Below are 19,130 nucleotides of genomic sequence, written 5' to 3' on the forward strand. Positions count from 1 at the left end.
CTTTACTCAAACACTATTGGTGACTAACCCCGGCGTCGTGGCGGTATACGAATTGTTAACACGGGTGCTTTCATTCCTGCAAGGCGGGTCGCCACGAGGAGCACCAGCGACGCCGGTATTGCCATGAAAAGATGATGACTTGTTCCTGCCGAAAGCCAGGTCATCGGCTGGCCCATGACGGGCAGCAGCCCGAACGCATTCGACCATGCCAGGATCCACTGCATCAGGAACAGCATGCCGGCGCCAAGCGCGATGCACGCCAGAGCCTGGTCTGCCCCGGTCTCGACAGGATCGCGCGACCGCTTGGCCTGAAGCTTGAGATAGAGCGCGATGACGAGGAAGATGAAACAGGCCTGAAGCGCGATCAGCAGCGTGGCGGCGGCATTGCCATGCCGCGTGGCGATGTAGGTCGCGGCAAAATCGCTCTGCACGACCGGCACACAATGGGGCCTGACCGGCCCTTTCAGGGTGGACGGCGTGCAGCGAAGCGTTTCCGCCTGCTGCGCCTCGTCAGGGCAGGAAATCCCCAGGCTTTTGGAAATTCCATCGCCGAGCCACCCGACCGCGTAACCGATGTTGTAGGGTGCAGCGGTCAGCTCGCGGCTCAGCCCGCAGGGCGCGTTGGCCAGCGTGGCGCGCGATCTCAGCACATGGAAATTCATGTCACGGAGCATAAGCTGCCGCGGCTCCTCGAACCCGCCCGTGCGGCCAAAGCGCAGATCGGCCCAGCTCATCAGCCGCTCGACCGGCAGCCGGCGGCCTTCGCCCAGCACTTTTTCCAGTTCGACGATCTGCTTGTCGGGGCCATCGAACCAGGACCACTCCTGCACCCCGAGCCCGGCCTTTGCCGGTACGTCCCTCAATGCCACGGCCATGACCAGCGCAATGAGAGGGGCTGCAATGGCGACGCGGGCCAAGGTCCAGTTGACCCGGTTACGGATCGCGACGGCGAAGGCGATGACGCCAAGACATGCCACCGCGATTGCCAGGATCACCATCTCGCCACGCATCAGCGCCCATGTGCCCATCAGCGCCAGCGGCAGGCCGAGCAGAAGAATGAACATGGCGCGGGGAATGGCCAGCGTCCTGATCAGCAGGACACAGACCAGCGCCAGCGCCACTCCCGCGGCAATCGAATACTCGAGCTTGCCTGAAACCAGCTCGATGACCTGCCGGGCACGATCGGTGGAGAGCAGCGGCGCGAGGATGATCGCGGCGAACAGCAGGAGAAGCAGACCGAATTGTCCGGAGCCGAGGCGGAAATCCTGGATCGGGGGGACGTAGGACAGCGGAATTCGCCTGATGTCTCTGAGGTCATCAAACTCTTCTTCCCTGATCCGCCAGCCGATTGCCATGACCCCGACGACCGCGGTGATCCCGGTTGCGGAACCGATGATGATCAGCGGCGAATAGTCGGACTTCACCGCGGGCACGAAAAGCAGCGCCGTGATGAACAGCGCCGAGAGAATGACGGCGATCAGGGTTATGCCGAACCAGGCCTGAGCCAGCAGGCGGGCGCGGATCAACCATTGCGCCAATGCCGCTCCCAGAAGCACGACAATGGCAAATTTTCCCGCCTCGACCGGCTGGATCGAGCCGCCAAGCCCTGTCTGGTTGCCAAGAAAGAACCAGGCCGCAAACAGGGCAAAGACGATGGCCAGAAGCCACATGGTGGGTGAGAAGAAGGACGGGCGGCCGGCGAAATCATTGCCGATCCTGAGCTTCAGCGCCGTCGGGGACACGATGGTCAGCGCCATGACGAACAGCGGCAATATATCGAGAACAACGAGCTTGTGCTTGATGAAGAAGCGTTCCCAATCGGTGTTGGGGCCTTCGGCGCTGAGACTGAACATGGAAATCGAGCTGAGCGCGATGATGGCGGTGAGAACGAGCCAGAAAGCGGACAGGCTGGCGCCGCCGGAGCGGTCAAGCGTGACGACTATGGTGGCGCAGACCCACAGGGCTCCCAGTCCGTAAAACAGCCACAGCGATGCATCCGGAACGTCGGTGAACACCCTGGCGATGGCAACCAGGTCGGGAAGCAGGGCCAGGACCAGCACGAAGCCGCCGGCCAGAAACAGAAATGCCGCACGCACAATGCTGCCGTTGGAACGCCAGATGGTGGCGCCGGGGACGGCAAGCACGATCAGCAGGGACAGGCAGATCGCGGCGCCCCTTGCCAGTATCTCGGCACTGACGAGGCCTTCCGGGCTGCTGACAAACAGCCGGTCGAGCGTGGAAGGCAATTGCAGTTTCGCAACCTCGATGCTTGCGCCGTCAGGCAACGCATTGGGCGAGGTGTCGAGCGAGGGCGGGCAGTCTTCGGCCGACGCCGTTTCGACAACGGCCGCGCCGGACTGGGTGCAGACACTCTCGTCAAACAGCGCCACCCGGCGATTGGGCTGAATGTGAATTTCCCAGCCACCTGCGGCGGCGGGCACCGCATCGATGGCGTAGCGCGTCTTGCCGGCGGTGAAATGCGTGACCGGCGGCGTGTCGAGCGGCCCGGTGGAGGCAACCGCAACCTCGATGCCTGTCCGGCCGTAGTTCTGGCGGATGCGATTGCCATCCAGCCATGTCTCGAAGCTGACGGGGACAAGCTTGGCATCGCGGTAGATCGACACGAACAGCCGGTCGTCGGAAAGGTTCTTGCGGACGATAAACTCAAGCTCGGGATTGGCGCGCGGCATGGCCACCAATGCGTAACGGTGCATCGTGCAATCGACATCGCCGCCCAGGACAGCGATCGTCGTCCTGCCTTTCCTGCGCAGCAGATCACTGAGCCCGACAGGCTCCAACATGCCTGAAATCCTGCGGACAACATCATCGCTGAGCCTGTTGGCCTGCGACACGACCCAGCTTGCGGTTCCCTGCTCGTAGCAGGCGGCAGCCGGCTCGCCGTTGACGAGAATCTCCGCGCCATCCCGGTACACCACCGCAGTCGAGGTGTTGCCGGCCCAGTCCTCGACGGCGAACCGGATCCCGCCATCCTCCTTCACCGACACTTTGACAAACTGGGAACCTGCGGAAAGCAGGGTGACGGCGCCCTTGTCCCGCGAAATCTCGTAGCGTTCGCTCGAGCCCTCTTCGGTCTTGCCGCCGAACTCGACATTGAGATCGCGGAGTTCCGCCACCCGGCTGATCAGCAATTGACCATCTTTCGACGCACGCAAGCGCACATGTTGCAGCTCTGCCGAGCGCGCGCCGGCCGGCTGCAGCAGTTCCGCCCGCCCGAGCACGACCTCCTTGCCTTGCGGAATCGTCAGCCGCAGATCCTTGAGCGAACTGAAATGCGGCGCGTGTCCGGCGGCGGTATAGAGACCGAACATCCACCAGAAGATCACGGCCATTGTCGCGAGCCCCAGGGCAAGCCGCATCAGGGTGGCGAAGACCGAGGTGATGGAGCGGACGAGCTTCATTTTCCCGCCTCATAAAGGGCGAGAAGGAAATCGCGGACAATCGGCCCGCAGACCGAGCCTCCGTAACTGGGAGAAAATGCCACCCGGCATGCAAAGGCAATCTTCTGATCGAAGCCGGGCAGCCCTGCCTGCGGATCGACATAGCCAACCAGCCAGGAAGCGTACCGGCCGTCCGGCGGCGAATTCGAATGGCCGAAGACCGGTGCGGTTCCGGTTTTTGCGAAGACCGATTCGCGCAGCTCGGCGGGGATCTTGGCAAAAGCGCTGCGCGAGGTGCCGCCCCGCTTGCGGATGACCGCCCCCATGCCGTCGCGTATGTCGCGCAGGAACCGGTCGGCCAAGGCCTGCTTTTCCGGCGGCGCAATCAACAGCGGTTCGCCTTCCACCGGATCGTCCGTCGGGCCCCGCTCCGCACGCGGCACGAGGTGAGGCCGGACAACCTTGCCCGATGCCACGGAGGCTGCGACCGATGCCATTGCCAGCGGGCTGGCGCTGACACTGAGGCCGATGCCGCCGCGCGCCAGCCTGAGCCGGCGCGGCTCACCGGGGGGAACCGGCAATCCGGCTTCAACGATCATCGGGCTGGCCCGGCCGCGCCCGGTCGCGGGATAGTTCACGTCCAGCACATCGAGCGCGCTCTTGCGCTCAACCGCATCGGAGTTGCGGGCGGCCGGGAAAAATCTTTCGGCTTCCCTGGCAAGAAGAAGATCGGTGACAAGCCCGGTGTGCTCGAACCCGGTTTCGGGATCAACCAGCTTGTCGGCATCCAGGTACATCGCGATGCCGGCGAAATACAGGTTCGAGGACCGCTTGATCGCCTCGCACATGCCGCCGCGCGGCGTGCGGGCGTCGCCACAGCCACTTTCGACCCCGGTCTCGAGAATATGGCTGATGCCGCTGCGCACGCCGGCGGACGACGCGGAGTTGCCCATGCAGAAGACGATGCCGCCGCGCGCTCCGGGGATCGGCAGGGCGTTGAGCTTTTTCGGATCGCGCTCGTCGTAGTTCGGCTTGCAGCGTCCGTTGAAGGAAGGACGGGTGGCAACGATGCCGAACAGATCGGCGATTTCGGACGGGCTCGCCGTGCCGAGCAACACGCTCTCGAGCCCCTTGTCGCCGCTGTCGATCACATACTGGCTGGCAGCCAGCGCGGTTATCAGCTTGAACGACGAACCGGGCGTGCCGCGCAAATCGTAGTTGCGCCAGGCATAGGCCGCGAGCGGGCTTTTGGAGGAGGCCGTCAGCTCAAGTGTTTCAATGTCCCAGGAGGACATCCCGGTTCGCGGCTGCGGCAGGCTGGCAATGGCAAGCACGTTGCCGGCATCTTCGCCCTCCGCATCTAGGATGACGAGATCGGCGCGCCGGCTGCATCGTTCCTCGCCTTTCGGGCACTTGTAGTTCTGCGCCAGCGCCGCAAGCGCCTTTTGCTGGTAATCCGGGTTCAGCGTCAGCGACGGGTTCTCGCCCTCACCGGTCCGGGTCAGAGCCGCGGCAACCGATCCGGAATCCCCGGTGCCCAGACCCAGCAGCGGGCCGAGCCCCAGCTCAAAGGCCTTCTGGGTCAGCGCCCCTTGTGAATCGAGAACCGGCAGGTCGCGCAGTGTCAGGCCGGTCAGCGGCTCGGACTGGCGTTCAACCCTCTGGTTGCCGGGAACATACCAGTTGAGATCGCACCCGGTCTCGGGGCCGCCCTTCGCAGATCGGCCAACCTCGAAACCGGAGAGCGCACAGGCCACCCGGATACGGCCGAAACCAAGCGAAACCTTCTCGTCAGTGGCTTCGGGTGCGCCTGTCTCGCGCCTGGCGAGATAGCGCCTGAGCCCGCGGTCTATCCTGATGGAAGGCTCGATCACCAGTTCCAGCTCAACCACCCGCCCTTTCGGCTCGGACAGAAAGATCTGCGAGCCTGTCGGCCGCCCGCGCGGACTTTCGCCCTCGCAGCGGACCCGGTGACCGGTTCCCCGGGAATCGTCGGCGCAATAGATTGCAAGCGATGCCAGCTGTCTTTGCCCGGCAGCCTCGCGCACGTCTTCCGGCGCTGTGACGGGGTCGGTCTTCAGGGGCGAACCGTTGATGGAGATCGAGCGCACGGCCCCGATGGTGCGAATGCTGACCGGCATCTCGCCGAAGGCCATGGTCGTCCGGAACCGGTATTCGCCGGATTCGCCGGTCTGCGTGTCGATGACCGGGGTTATGACTTTCCAGTCTGCGAAGAAACTCTCGGTTTCGCTGGCCAGGAACGCGTAGTCGAACTGCGAAATCGTTGCCGTGGAGATCGACTGAACCACCCGGCCGTCTGCGGCGATTGTCGCTTCCCACTTGTTCGGCAGGCAGCGCGGCGGCACGAACAGCTTGGCTGTGCTCACGCCATCGGCGCAGGCAACGCCCTCTTTTGATTTCAGCGCGTTGTCGGCCTCACGGTTATCCGAGATCGCGACAATGCGGTAGCTCTGGTTGAAATTGGCGACCTCCTGGCGAATGCGTTCGCCCTGGGCCGATTCACACAGTTCGCGGACATATTTGCGGCCGGCCTCGCCTGCCGGACCGGAGACCAGGGTCACGGTTTCGGGCGAGCGCATCGCAAGCGTGTTGCAGGGGGCGTGGCCGAGGGCGACCGATACGCCGTCACGGACCGGCCAGATCGCCCCGCCATCTACAAGGAAATCGAATGTGGCGGCATCGAATGCCAGGGCGCTGGGGATCTCGACCCGCTCCATCCAGATGCGGTTGATGCGGAATGTGTCAGCGAAGAAGTGAGCACCCAGATAGAGAATGCCAGCGAGCAGGGACAGCACAACAATCTGAAAATGGCGCGCGCTGAACAATCTGGCTTTCATCCGCCTCAGCCTCCCTCGTAAGGGGTGAGGACCAGAGGCCCGACGGTTTTTCTGGTCTGCCCCGGCTCAAACCTGGAGATCGGCATGCCGGAACATTTCTCGGCATAGGCCTCGCCCAGCGACACCACCGTGTCGCCGAAGGATATGCGACCGCACTGATCGAGCCAGTCGAGGTGGTAACCGCTGAAAGACTGGAACGTGTCGGAGAAAATCACCTTCTCCGGCACCTCCGGCAGTTCCAGGTAGCCGAACGGCTCGCCGTCGGCACGCCCGACCTCGATGATGTTGTTTTCGATGGTCCGGCATTTCAGCCCGACGCTGCCCGGCGTCTTGAACGGTGCGCCGGTCTGGCCCCATTCATAGACATACTGCTCCTCGTTCTCGCAGTCCCAGACAAGGGAAACCCGTGCAACCTGCAGCGCATAGGCTGTCAGGATATTGTCCCGGTCGAGATCGATCCACAAACGGTCGACATCCCGCTGAGAGAAATCCCTCAGGTCAAACAGCAGCGAGCTGATGGCGGCATTGCAGCCATTGGTCGGTTTCCAGTGCAGCCGCGACTTGCGGGAATCCACGCAGATTTCCAGCCGTCCTGGAATCTGGGCGGTGCCGACGAAATCGATTTTCCAGGCAATATCGCACTGATCGTCGGTGCAGGGCACCCGCGTGGGAACCGGTTCATTGCCGTGACTGCGGCAGAAGGAAAGCCTTGCGTCGACACCGCGGACCTTGGGCTCCTCGCTGGCCGGCACCAGAACCGCGTCCTTGTTGATGAACATGAAGGGCGATTGCACTTCCTCGTCGGAACCGAGATCGATTTCGGCATGAAGGAGCCCCTCGCCAATGCCGATGACGAGACCGCCCTGGCCCTTGTAGAGACCTGCCGGGCGGTCATCGAGCAGTCGCGGTTCATTGTACTGCTCGCGCCGGGACGGGTCGGGGAAATAGCGGATCCAGCCGATCGGACGTTCACCGCGCCGGGGCACGAAAACACCCTGGCCCAGATACATGTTGAGCTGGTTGGCAGGCAGCGCCGGATTGACCATGCAATCCACCCGGACGCCGATGGTCGGATCGAAATAGCCCTTCAGGGTCGAGCCGAGGCTTTCCGAAATCCACTCTTCAAGCCCCCTTTCGGAGGCCGTGTCACATACCCCGCCCGGGCCCGAGACGAAGGTCAGGTGCTGAAACGCGACCTCGACCACCTCGCTGCCATTGGCGGTTCCGATGACCAGCTTGTCGGTGATGTTGTAGAGCACCTCGTCGACCGAGCCGCGCGACACCTGAAACATCCCGGCCCGCTTGGCGGGGTCGGGATTTCCGCCGACGACCCACGGGAATTCCCGTGCAGCCTTGCTGCCCTTCTTGAAAAGCCATCCCAGCAGCCCCGACTTGGGAATGGCGAAGACATTGCGGCGCCAGAAGGCCTGATTGTCGCGCAAATCCAGCTTCACCGGGATCATGATGACCGGGCGGTCGGACTCGTCGCTGAACCGGACTGGATTACCAAGAGACATGAAAACGTCCGCGCCTTACCATGATCGATCAAGGATCAGTATTCGAGGACTCTTGCGGCCATTCGGGCCATTCCATCCGGGACGTTCACAATCGATCACCAGTTCTTCGCCTCCCTGCGGATTGGTAAAGCGGGAATTTACCGCAAATGCCGCTGTGCGAATGCGCGGGATGTCCCTGAGCTTTTCGCTGTCATCGGTCGTGAAAACACAGTTCTTGACGCTCTCGACCGACAATGGCCGGGGCGCCATGACCTGGACCTGGCTGCGCTTGAGAAGCTCGAGTACGGCATAGGCGGCAAAGCCATAGGCATCGGTTTGCTCGCGGTCGGGGAAATAGGCCTCCAGGCGGCGCCAGAGGCACAGCAGCTTGTCCATGTCGCCATTGGCGAGCGCCGGCACCGGATCAATGCGCTCGGCGGCGAGGCCCTCGATCAGGTCGACAATCCGCTTGTGGGCGCGGGTGACCTCTTCGGCACTGTCGCTGGAAGCGAAGAACGGAGGCTCGACTGCGGCCAGCGCCTGGTGCGCGGCCACCAGAACAGGTTCCCGCGGCGCTTCGGAACCCGCGGCGGGCATCGCGCCGCCGGCTGCAGCCTTGTCGTTGCGCAAGCGCTCCTGCCAGTCTTCGGGCAGGCGGCCATTGGTGGTCCAGCCGGTGATGTTGGCGATTTCGTTGCGCAGTTTTGAGTTTTCCCGCCGGATCGAGGCAAGTTGGGCCTCGCCCTGGCGAAGCCGCCGGAACACCCAGAATGCCGCAATCACAATGGCGACGAGAAGCACGGTGAACAGCACTTGCGCAAATCCGGATGTGAACTCGATACCAATCACCGCCATCTCGCGCCCCCCCTAGGTTCCCGCCAAACGACTTCGCGGCTGGCGGACGATGATGTCGCCGACCGTGAACTCGACCTCGGAATTCCTGCGTTTCCAGGAGATTTCAACGTGCTGATCCTGACCGCCGGCAAGCCCGCCGGGCTTGACCTGGGACTGGTCGACAACGACTTTCTGGCCGAAAATGCCGAAAAGGCGGACGATTTCATCCCGGGTGATGTCGGTTTCGCTGCCGACATCATCCAGCCCGGGCAAGACCCGGCTGAGCCACCGGTTGGGAAGGAAGCGAACGCTCTTGTTGCCTTCGGAGCGTGACCGGGTATCGAGATACTCGATCTCGGAGACCACGCCGCGTCCGTCGTCATGCAGGACCAGCGCATAGGAATGATCGGCACCGTCGGTGATTTCCAGGCCGGACGTGGCCAGACGCGCGGCGCCATAGACCGTGGCGTTCTTCATGTCATCGGGGCTGAATGGCCGCAGCGGCGCCGCCTCGCGGGGCTGGCCAAGCATTTGTGCCGTTCGGCCGATACCGGTGAAGATCGAAGGCCAGAGGCTGGCACGGCCGGTAATGACCCATTGCGGATCGCGCAGGCCCAACCGGCGGGCTTCCCGGATCAGCATGGCCGGCACGGCATATCCCAGGGTCCGGGCGACCGTTTGCGGATTGCTTCTCGATGGATTGGCAATCGAGCCGCCTGCATCGAGCAGATCCGGGGAAATCTCGATCCAGATTGTCTGGCCGCCCGTCGACGTCGTCCTGACGCGCAACTGCACCTTGTCATCGGAGCCGGGGATGGCGGTGTCGCGCTCGCCGAGCGGCTGCCCGGGCGAGGCGCTGCGCAGGATATCGTTCAATTCGACCGCAAACGAGCTGCCGTCCCCCTCTTCCGCCCAGCGGTACTCGCCCTCGGTGCCCGCATTGCGCATGAGCGTTTCCGAAAGACCCCGCTTGGCCTCCTGGATGCGCGGCAGCAAGGCCGTCTTGAGGGCCTCGTCGCGCAAGAACCGGTGGTCGAGTTCGAGATCCTCGAAAACCGGTTCGGTCGACGAAAACAGTTCACGCAGGTTCTGGATCAGGATGGCCAGCAACGCCTCATCAAGGTTGGCGCCGCCGATGGTTGCCCCGAAATGGGCAAAGACCTTCCAGCTTTCGATGCTGTCGTGCCGCATCTTCACTTCGATCAGGCTGGCGTCGACGGTGCTGGCGCCAATGTCTATGCAGGCAAAAACCTCTGTCTGCTCGCGCCGTCCCTGCGAACGGGAAATCCCGAAATAGGCCGCGGCGAGGGCTTCGGGAATCAGTTTCGGCTCGCGCGCCGAGCGCGGGTCCTGGGTTCCCGTCAGGCCCTGCGCAAAGGCCCTTGCGGCATTCTTGTAGAGTTCCCGCTTGTGGTGGGCGATGCCGCTTGGATGGGTGACGACAACCTGGACATCGCTGTCGGCGCACTCGAGCCATTGGTCAAAGCGCTCATCACCGGCTTCGCTGACAATCGGGCCGTCAAGCTGGTCATGGGCATAGAACAGCGAATTGGGGATCATGTAAGATCCCAGTTCGTGAAACGCATCCCTGGTCAGGGCCGAGAGATTGATCTCGCGGGTCGCCTGCAATCCGTTGGCCGTGCGCTCGATGACCGATTGCTTGATGCGGTACTTGAACCCGGGTTCCGAGTTCATCAGCATGCGCTTGAGGTCGGGAATGACGAGCGTCTGGAGCTCGAGATAGGGTGAGCTTTCACCGTCGGTGACAAAGTCGCGATCGACCGGGATCGAAATGTCGTAGGTCCGGCCGAACAGTGCCATCCGCTTTTCGGCCGCCTGCAGCTTGGTGCCGACATAGGAAAGATTGCCGTAGGAGAGCGGCGCCTTGCGCGAGCGCACATGCCTTGCCGGGTTCAACCCGATGGTCGACGGGATCAGGACATTCTGCCAGCGCTTCTTGTTCGGATCATATTCCGAATGGGCACCGGCAAGACTGTAGGCATATGAGCCCAGCGGGATCAGCTGCCGGGCCAGGTTTCTCTCGACCCGCCCGAACCAGGCCGCAATCGCGGACGCGCCGTAGTCGAGGCAGATCAGGTATTTGGGATCGCGCTGGCGCAGCACGATGTCGACCGCCACCATGCCGTATTTGTGCTCGAACAGGTCATCTTCGGCGACAAGGGACATGCCCGCCCTGATCTTCAGCCGCCTGGCTTCGAACCGGATGAACAGCTGGTAGCGATCGGTGTCGCCGGTCTCATCCAGCGTGGTGTTGTGAAACGGGATCTGGATCTTGCCGCCATTGTTCTGGTCGACCTCGATGTCCTGCACCAGCTTGAAATCATCGCGGCTGGCGAGCGACATTTTCTCGCCTTCCGGCAAGATATGGGCGTGGGCGACAACATCCCAGCTGTCATCGAGACAGACCACGTCGAACTCGATGGTGTCGCCGAGCTCGAACTGAACCCCGCCACCGGAGATCGGCACCGAAAACTCCAGCGGAAACCGTTCGGCGAATGGCGCCTCGGCACGGGTCATGTTGGGCACCGCCGACGCATCGCGGTACTTGAGTGCGAGGATCTCGCCCTGCCTCAACTGCAGGTCAAAATCATAGGTCCCGGAAAGCGGCGCCTGATCGTCTTCGCTGAAGACGCAACTCCAGTCGAACTGCATCTGCAGGCTGTCGGCGCCATCGGCTGCGTCGAAAACCTCGTTGATGGAGACAATGCAGGGAACCGACACTTCATCGCCGGCACGGAGCTCACAGGCGATTCCGGCGGTGGACCGCACGACACCCTGCCCCATACTGAAATTTGCCGAAACATCCCTGATCTCGCCATCGACGCGGCAACTCAGGCGGCCCGAGACAAGAACGCTGGTGGGCGCGCCGCCGTATTCCAGCCGGGTGACGGGCTGCTTCACATTGATGGCGAAGAGATCGACATCGTTGCGCTCCTGCCTTTCGACACGGCTGAGCTCAGGAATCGACACCTGCCGGGTCTGCACCACCGGCGGCTGCCATTTCAGTGTCTGCAGGCGCAGGCTGGCGAGTTCGACCTTGAGATTTTGCGACTGGCCATCGGTGCGCTTGGTTTGCAGGGTGATCGAGAGCGTGAAATGTTCGCGGGATGCGTCGTCCATCTCGTCCTCTGTCGGCTCACGCGCGCATTCGAGGACCAGATCGATATTCTTTGATTTTCCCAGCTCGTACTGAAGTATTGTCTCGCCGCTCTCCGCATCGCGCAAAGCTGCATTGAGCCACGGGGCTTCTTCAATGTATCCAGCAACAGAAATTTTGAGTGTTTCATCGGAAGCTAAAGATGAATTGGAGATCGTAACTATCGGAGAGAAACTTCCAAGATCACAGATCACGGAACAATTCTCTAAACGCTGCTGCGTTTTCTTTGGGTTACTTAGATCCCAATCCAACATTAAAGACCCAACGCTAGTACATACCCGATACGAACTCGAACGATATAGTTTATAAATCCTTAGCGCAACAGCTGGAGGCGCGATGGGTCGCACTAAAGTAAATGATTAAAATGCAACATAATTATTTGATATTGTTATGAAAGCCACTTCAACGGGATCGGCTCGCTACCAATTCTGCGGTCAAGACTGTCGGACGATCCGGAAGTATGCTTAACGCCGGTTTCGGCGCCCGGATTTTCTTCACTACTGATGATTGCAATTCTTAGCGCCTGCAGGTCAGGTGCCTCGATGGCGCTGCCGCGATGGCCGGGAAAATAGCTGACCGCCCCCGGCGTCAATTGCGGATCCAGTCCCAGATTGAGAATGAACTGATCGGCATCACCGGGGCGAAGCGGGAATTTCCGGGGCAGGGAGGAAATGACGTCGAGATCGGCGGCTATCAATGCCGCAGGCCTTTGCTTCTCCTCTTCCGCAACCGTCCGCGATACGGTCCAGCCAACCCGCCGGGTGATGGCCTGGAATGCGGAGCCGAGCTGAATTTGCCGGCGCTGGCTCAAATTGTCGAACCAGTTCACGTCCCGCGCCTTGAAGGCCGGCAGCTCGACCGGCCTGGTTTGCGGCTCACTCGGCTGGTCGAAAACGTAAGGCTGCGCGCCCAGCGACTGCTCACACCAGGAAAACAGGCCCGGCGGGATCTCGTGCCAATGGTGGATATCCGGCAGCAGCAGCATGCGGGAGAGAAGAAACTGCCGTCCGCCCTCGCCCTCACCGGCTTCGGCGCGGTAGCGCATCCGCATGATCGCCAGCCCCTCGTCGACCGCCTTGACGATCAGGGCACCGCGGCCGGAAAATTCCGGATCAATCATGCTGGAGGTGAGATTTGCATTGCCGAGGAAATTGGCCGGAATATAGCGCAAGGGATCGGCAATACCCGGCGTGACCGAGCTGACACCGTAAAGGGCGCTTTCGTGCAGGGGCCCGTTGAGTGTGCGTACAGGCTTGCCGTAACACACTTCTTCAAACCTCAAAGCTCTTGCTTCGCCGGGAACAGTTTCCACAAGATCCTCCCTTCACAGATCTATTCAATGAATATCCTGCGAATTTACACGTCCGGTACTGCAGAAAGACTGTATCGACATGCCTGCGGAAATCAACGGTCGAGCCGAAACACCGCCCTTCCCCGCCAACCGGCACGGCAGCCCGGGTGGTCACAGACCCCCATCCGCCGGGCAACGCGCCCCGAGACTAGTAGGTCAGCTGTGAAATGCTGCGCAGCTCGTCAGACGTCGCGGCGGGAAACGCGAAGAACTCGAGGTAGGCGGGGATCTGCTCGAACAGCATGTCGGCGCCGATCTGCGTCATGCAACCGCGCTGACGGGCGGCGGCCAGAAACGGCGTTTCAGCCTGCTTCATCACCACCTCGCCAACAAACGCGGCCGGATCGATACGGCTGACGTCGACCGGCATCGGATCTCCGGCATTCATGCCCAACGGCGTGGCGTTGACGACAACGTCCCAGCCGAAAGGATCGTTGGAATCGGTCTGAATGGCGATACCGGGGCAATGACGCCGCAATCTGTCGGCAAGCTGCTCGGCCACGCTTTCGCGCGTGTCGAAAAGCCCGATCTCGGCAACACCGGCCTGGGCCAGCGACGCGGCGATCCCGGAGCCGACGCCGCCGGAGCCGACAACCAGCGCCCGGCTGCCGGCCACGTCGCGGCCCTTGCGCCGCATTCCGCGGACGAACCCCTCGCCGTCGAACATGTCGCCGACAAGCCGGCCATCGGCCTCACGCCTGACCGCGTTGCAGGAGCCGGAAATCAGAACCGCCGGCTTTGCCTCGTCCAGCAACGCCACCGTCGCCAGCTTGTGCGGCATGGTCACCAGTGCGCCATCGACATTGCGGAGCCTGAACAGCAGTGGCAGGAAAGCCGCATAGCCCTCGGCTTCGCAGCCCATCGGCACGACACGGGCATCGATGCCCTTCGACTGGAACCACGGATTGTAGATCAACGGCGCACGGAACGACTCGGTGGGAACGCCCAAGTGAGCGATCAGCCTGGTGGTACCTGATATCATGTCACCCTCATCGACAATGCCGCCGTTTCACCCGGCATCTGTTTCACGGCAGTGTCACCGTCTGGCCATTTGGCGCCGAGCGCTGGACGGCATCGATGACTTGCAGCGTTTTCAATCCCTCCCTCGCCGAAACAAGGGGCGGCTCCTTGCCGCGAATAACGTTCGCGAATTGCGCGATCTGGCGTACCAGCGGGTCTTCACGGCTGACGGGATAACGGGTCGCCGATATCGGCTCCCACCAGCTTCGCGCTGCCGGGTTGGTCCAGACCTTCGTATTGGGCAGCTCCATCGCACCATGGGTGCCGCCAATGAAATAGCAGGACTGGCCGGTGGGCGGATAGGCGGGGTTCTCCGACGCGGTGAGTTCCCAGCTCCAGGGCGATACGATCGTATCGGACAGGCTGAAGGTGCCGAGAACACCGTTTTCAAAGCGGAGGATGATTGCCGCGGTTTCCTCCACCGGATTGCCGCGCACCGCACTCGACATCAGCGCCTGAACCGAAACGATTTCTCCGATCAGGTGGCGCAGAAGATCGATGTCGTGAATGAGGTTGAGAAAGACCGGGCCGCCGCCCGGCTGGCGCCGCCAACCGGTTTCAAAATAGTCATCCGGCTTCATCAGCCAGAACATGCCATGGACGGCAACCAGCGTTCCAAGCAGACCATCATCGATCTGCATTTTGGCCGATGCGATGAGCGGATTGTGACGCCGATGATGCCCCACCAGCAACGGCACACCGGCGTCCTCACCGGCAATGACAAGATCGAGACCGGCCTGCAAATCGGAGGCAAGCGGCTTCTCGATCAGCGCCGGAATGCCGGCCGCGACACACTCCAGCCCGTTTTCGACATGAACCTGGTTGGGCGTGGCCAGAACAATTCCGTCAGGCTTGTCCGCGTCGAAGGCCGCGGCAAGAGACCCGTACCATCGGGCATCGGCCAGGCCGGCATATTGGCGGGCAGCATCTGAAGGGTCGACAATGGAGTGAAGCTCGACGCCGGGCGTGGCGGCAATTGCCTCGATGTGCCGCTTGCCGATCAGGCCTGCCCCGGCAACGGCAATCCGTACAGGTCTGTTCACCGGCAGGCTCCAAGCTTGCTAGGCGTCACGTGGCCTGCAGCAGCGCGCATCGCCCGCACGGCAATGCCGGATTGTCTGATGATGCCGCGACGCTCACACACAGTCGTTGTTCCAAATACAAAGTGAAAGGACTGGACCAAAATCAGGTTTCGATTGCCCTTGAGAGCAAATTGCCTATATTAGTTCTTATGTCCTACATTCTCTCTTACAGTCAAGATGAACACCCGGAGGTGACAGCGTGATTGAAGCGGCAGATCGCGACACGATAGGCGACAGCGCCTACCGCAACATCAGGAACGATATCATATTCGGCCAGTTGCGACCGAGCGAGAAACTGCGGCTCGAACCGCTGCGCAAGCGTTACAATGTCAGCGTCACCACGCTGCGGGAGATCCTCAACCGGTTGACGTCGGACGGGCTTGTCGTGGCAGAAGGGCAGAAGGGCTTCGAGGTCGCCAGCGTCTCGGACGCCAATCTCTGGGAAGTGGCGGAGCTGCGGATGCTGGTCGAGGGGCATGCCATTGCCCGCTCCTTCGAGAATGGCGATCTTGACTGGGAATCGCAGGTGGTTGCCGCGCACCACAAGCTGCACCGTTTCGAAGACAGGATGATTTCCGGCGACATGAGCGCGCGGGAAGACTGGAAGCGGGCGGACTGGGGGTTTCACCGGGCGCTGATCTCCGGCTGCGGCTCAAAGACGCTGATGGACCTGCACGGCCAGCTCTTCGACAAATACCTGCGCTACCAGATCCTGACCCTGGCGTTCCGGGGGCAGCCGGGTGCCGATGAACATGCGGGATTGCTGGAGGCAGCTTTCGCGCGGGACGTGAAGCGGGCCACGGACATCCTGAGCAAGCACATTCTTGGCGGCGTTGAATTCATCATCAACTCGCGCAAGGAAGGATAGACAGGGGCGGAGACCAATCCTGCAAATTCCAAAACAGCCTACAAAACAGATTATGTATGTTGAAATTACCCGTGCTTTGTGACAGGTTTTTGTCAAATCCGTCAGGGCCGGGTGCCAACGGACCATCATTGGGAGGAGAAAACCATGAATAGCATTACCCGCCGCATGCTGCTCGCGTGCGCAGTATCTGTCGCTGCTGTCGGCTTCGTACCGGCAAGCTTTGCAGATGACAAAGTCACCCTGAGAATGTCGACACCGGCATCCGAAACCGACCAGCGCTCCGTTGCACTGGCCGAAGTGTTCGCTCCGGAAGTGGCGGACTTCGCCACCTATCAGCCGCATTACAACGGATCGCTGATCGCACAGGGCAGCGAACTGGAAGCCATCGCCTCGGGCGACCTGGAAATGTCGATTGCCTCGGCCCAGGAACTGGCGACCTTCTTCCCGGAATTCTCGATCTTCGCCACCGGCTACGTTCACCAGAACGCCGCGCACCAGGTCGCCGTCTTCAATGATCCGCTGATGGATCCCTTCAAGAAAAAGGTCGAAGACGAACTGGGCGTGAAGCTGTTGTCGGTGATGTATCTCGGTCGCCGCAACGTCAACCTGCGCCAGAGCAAGGACGAACTGACGGTGATGACACCGGAAGACCTGGCAGGCGTCAATCTGCGCATGCCCGGCTCCGATGCCTGGCAGTTCCTCGGCAAGGCGCTCGGCGCCAACCCGACACCGATGGCCTTCACCGAAATCTACACCGCGCTTTCGACAGGCTCCGTGGACGGGCAGGACAATCCGCTGCCGACCGTGGTCGACGCCAAGTTCTATGAAGTCACCAAGCAGGTGGTGCTGACCTCGCACCTGGTCGACCTCAACTACATCGCCTTCTCCAAGGCCGTGTGGGACAAGCTGACACCGGAACAGCAGGCAACCGTCCAGAAGGCTGCCGACGATGCCGCGGAAAGCGGTCGCCAGGCGCAGCTGAAGAAGGAAGAGGACCTTGTGGCATTCCTTCGCGAGAAGGGCATGGACATCTACGAGCCGGACCTCAACGCCTTCCGCACCCACGTGCAGGCGCAGTATGTCGGTTCGGAATTTGCCAAAAGCTGGCCTGAAGGCGTCCTCGACAAGATCAACGCGCTCGGCAACTGATCTTCCCGCCCGGGACTGAAGCCGCGGAGAACCTGACATGAAGACACTCGTCAAATGGTTCATGCGTGGCACCGAATTTGTGGCGGCCATGATGATGGCCGCCATGTTCCTGACCTTCGTGCTGCAGATCGCCGTGCGTTATTCGGCGAAACTGGAATGGCTGGCAAAGGCCGTCCCGTTCCTCGAACCCAGCCGGTATGGCTGGACCCTGGAATTCTGCCTGGCGCTGTGGGTATGGATCGTGTTCTGGGGCGCCGCCTTCGTGGTGCGCGAACGCGATCATGTCACCTTCGACATCATTTACGGTCACGTCAGCCCGAAAACCCGCAGATGGTTTGCGATCATCGGCGGCACCGCGGTCTGCGCGGGACTGCTGTGGTCGGTGGAGCCGACCTGGTCGAAATTCTTCATCCTGCGGCTGAAGAAGACGGCGACACTGAACAATCTGCTGGGCGACTGGGTCAGGATGCGCGACATCTACTCGATCTACATCCTGTTTCTGATCGTCGTCGCGATGCGCTACGGCTGGCGGGCAATCAGCGCGTTTCGCCATGGCGCCGATATCGACCAGCCCGGACATGACGGGGCCGCAAAACCATGACACTGCCGTTCGCACTCTGCCTGCTCTCGCTGTTCTTTCTGGCTGGGATCGGACTGCCGGTCGCCTATTCCATCCTGATCTCCGCGTTTGTCTATCTGAGCGTCAACGGCCAGGGCGTCGGCATTGCCGGCAAGGTGCTGATGGACGGGCTCTACCAGAGCTTCATCCTGCTCGCCGTGCCGCTGTTCATCGTCGCCGCCAACATCATGAATGCCGGAACGATCTCCGAGCGGCTGCTGCAGTTCTGCGTGGCCGCAGTGGGCCGGTTCCGCGGCGGGCTCGGCCACGTCAACATCGTCGCATCGCTGATCTTCTCCGGCATGTCGGGCTCGGCCGTCGCCGATGCCGCCGGGATCGGCAAGATCATCATCGGCATGATGACCGGCAGCGGGCATTATCCACGCGGCTATGCCGCGGCGATCACCGCGGCGTCGGCGACCATCGGCCCGATCATCCCGCCGTCCATCCCGATGGTGCTCTACGCACTCGTGTCCAACACCTCGATCGGGTACCTGTTTTTGGGCGGCATCATTCCCGGACTGCTGATGGGGGCGGTGCTGATGGTGATGAACAGCATCATTTCCACCCGCCGAAATTTTGCCATCGAGGAGCCGGTGCCGCTCCGGGACCTGCCGCGGCACACGGCCAACGCCTTTCCGGCCCTGTTGATGCCGGCGATCCTGCTTTACGGAATCTATGGCGGCGTCACCACGCCCACGGAAGCCGCCGCAGTCGCGGCTGCCTATGCGCTGCTGCTGGCGGGCCTGTTCTACCGGGCGCTGTCGCTGCGCGCGCTCTACGGCATCCTGGTCGACAGCGCCCGCTCCTCGGCAGCCGTCGGACTGGTGATCGGCGGGGCGCTGATCCTCAATTACGTGGTCGCGTCGGAAAACATTCCGAACCTGGTGGCGCAGTCGCTGGTCGGCCTGGACGTGTCTCCGCTGGTCTTCCTCATCGGCGTCAACTTGCTGTTCCTGCTGCTGGGCTGCGTGCTCGACGCCACGACCATCATCCTGGTCATCATCCCGCTGTTCCTGCCGGCCTGCGAAGAACTTGGAATTGACCTGGTGCATTTCGGCGTTGTCGCGGTGGTCAACTGCATGATCGGCCTGATCACCCCGCCCTACGGCATCCTGCTGTTCGTCATCAATGCGGTGACGCAGATCCCGCTGCGCGAGATCATCGGCGAGATCTGGGCGTTTCTGGGCGTCCTGGTCCTGGCGCTTGCCGCGCTGATCCTGTTTCCGGGAATCGTGCTGTGGCTGCCCAGGATGTTCGGTTACCCGGGATGACAA

The 19,130-nt window shown here is 61.9% G+C and carries 12 protein-coding genes; 4 read left to right on the forward strand and 8 right to left on the reverse strand.

The window, feature by feature from the left end:
* Window positions 1-23 precede the first annotated feature (23 nt).
* The 8 genes from WNY80_RS09415 to WNY80_RS09450 all read right to left on the reverse strand — a co-directional run bounded on the left by WNY80_RS09415 (window position 24) and on the right by WNY80_RS09450 (window position 15,178).
* Window positions 24-3,419, reverse strand: coding sequence for an FtsW/RodA/SpoVE family cell cycle protein (locus WNY80_RS09415; protein WP_342887110.1), 3,396 nt, complete (start codon window positions 3,417-3,419; stop codon window positions 24-26).
* A complete protein-coding gene (locus WNY80_RS09420) occupies window positions 3,416-6,256 on the reverse strand; it encodes a penicillin-binding transpeptidase domain-containing protein (protein ID WP_342887111.1) in 2,841 nt (946 codons plus the stop codon). The genes WNY80_RS09415 and WNY80_RS09420 overlap by 4 nt, the downstream gene beginning before the upstream one ends.
* Before the next feature lie 5 nt (window positions 6,257-6,261).
* Window positions 6,262-7,773: a hypothetical protein gene (locus WNY80_RS09425; protein WP_342887112.1), complete on the reverse strand. Its 1,512-nt coding sequence runs from the start codon at window positions 7,771-7,773 to the stop codon at window positions 6,262-6,264.
* 15 nt (window positions 7,774-7,788) lie between these two features.
* Window positions 7,789-8,607, reverse strand: coding sequence for a hypothetical protein (locus WNY80_RS09430; protein ID WP_342887113.1), 819 nt, complete (start codon window positions 8,605-8,607; stop codon window positions 7,789-7,791).
* A 12-nt stretch (window positions 8,608-8,619) separates the two neighbouring features.
* Window positions 8,620-11,727 (reverse strand): hypothetical protein, encoded by a 3,108-nt coding sequence (locus WNY80_RS09435; protein ID WP_342887114.1) that lies wholly within the window; start codon window positions 11,725-11,727, stop codon window positions 8,620-8,622.
* Window positions 11,728-12,152: 425 nt separating this feature from the next.
* Window positions 12,153-13,076: a hypothetical protein gene (locus tag WNY80_RS09440; RefSeq protein WP_342887115.1), complete on the reverse strand. Its 924-nt coding sequence runs from the start codon at window positions 13,074-13,076 to the stop codon at window positions 12,153-12,155.
* Window positions 13,077-13,263: 187 nt separating this feature from the next.
* Window positions 13,264-14,097: a shikimate dehydrogenase gene (locus tag WNY80_RS09445; RefSeq protein ID WP_342887116.1), complete on the reverse strand. Its 834-nt coding sequence runs from the start codon at window positions 14,095-14,097 to the stop codon at window positions 13,264-13,266.
* 43 nt (window positions 14,098-14,140) lie between these two features.
* On the reverse strand, window positions 14,141-15,178 hold the full coding sequence (locus WNY80_RS09450; protein WP_342887117.1) for a Gfo/Idh/MocA family oxidoreductase: 1,038 nt from the start codon (window positions 15,176-15,178) through the stop codon (window positions 14,141-14,143).
* Window positions 15,179-15,416: 238 nt separating this feature from the next.
* On the opposite strand from WNY80_RS09450, the gene WNY80_RS09455 reads away from it, so the two are divergent.
* The 4 genes from WNY80_RS09455 (at window position 15,417) to WNY80_RS09470 (ending at window position 19,127) form a co-directional block, all read left to right on the forward strand.
* Window positions 15,417-16,085: an FCD domain-containing protein gene (locus WNY80_RS09455; protein ID WP_342887118.1), complete on the forward strand. Its 669-nt coding sequence runs from the start codon at window positions 15,417-15,419 to the stop codon at window positions 16,083-16,085.
* 144 nt (window positions 16,086-16,229) lie between these two features.
* Complete coding sequence (gene dctP, locus WNY80_RS09460) at window positions 16,230-17,234, forward strand: TRAP transporter substrate-binding protein DctP (RefSeq protein WP_342887119.1); 1,005 nt, start codon at window positions 16,230-16,232, stop codon at window positions 17,232-17,234.
* A gap of 37 nt (window positions 17,235-17,271) precedes the next feature.
* A complete protein-coding gene (locus tag WNY80_RS09465) occupies window positions 17,272-17,835 on the forward strand; it encodes a TRAP transporter small permease subunit (protein ID WP_342887120.1) in 564 nt (187 codons plus the stop codon).
* On the forward strand, window positions 17,832-19,127 hold the full coding sequence (locus WNY80_RS09470; protein WP_342887121.1) for a TRAP transporter large permease: 1,296 nt from the start codon (window positions 17,832-17,834) through the stop codon (window positions 19,125-19,127). Before WNY80_RS09465 ends, WNY80_RS09470 begins: the two co-directional genes overlap by 4 nt.
* Window positions 19,128-19,130 lie beyond the last annotated feature (3 nt).

It is taken from the genome of Hoeflea sp. AS16, assembly GCF_038900095.1.
Taxonomy (GTDB): Bacteria; Pseudomonadota; Alphaproteobacteria; order Rhizobiales; family Rhizobiaceae; genus Hoeflea.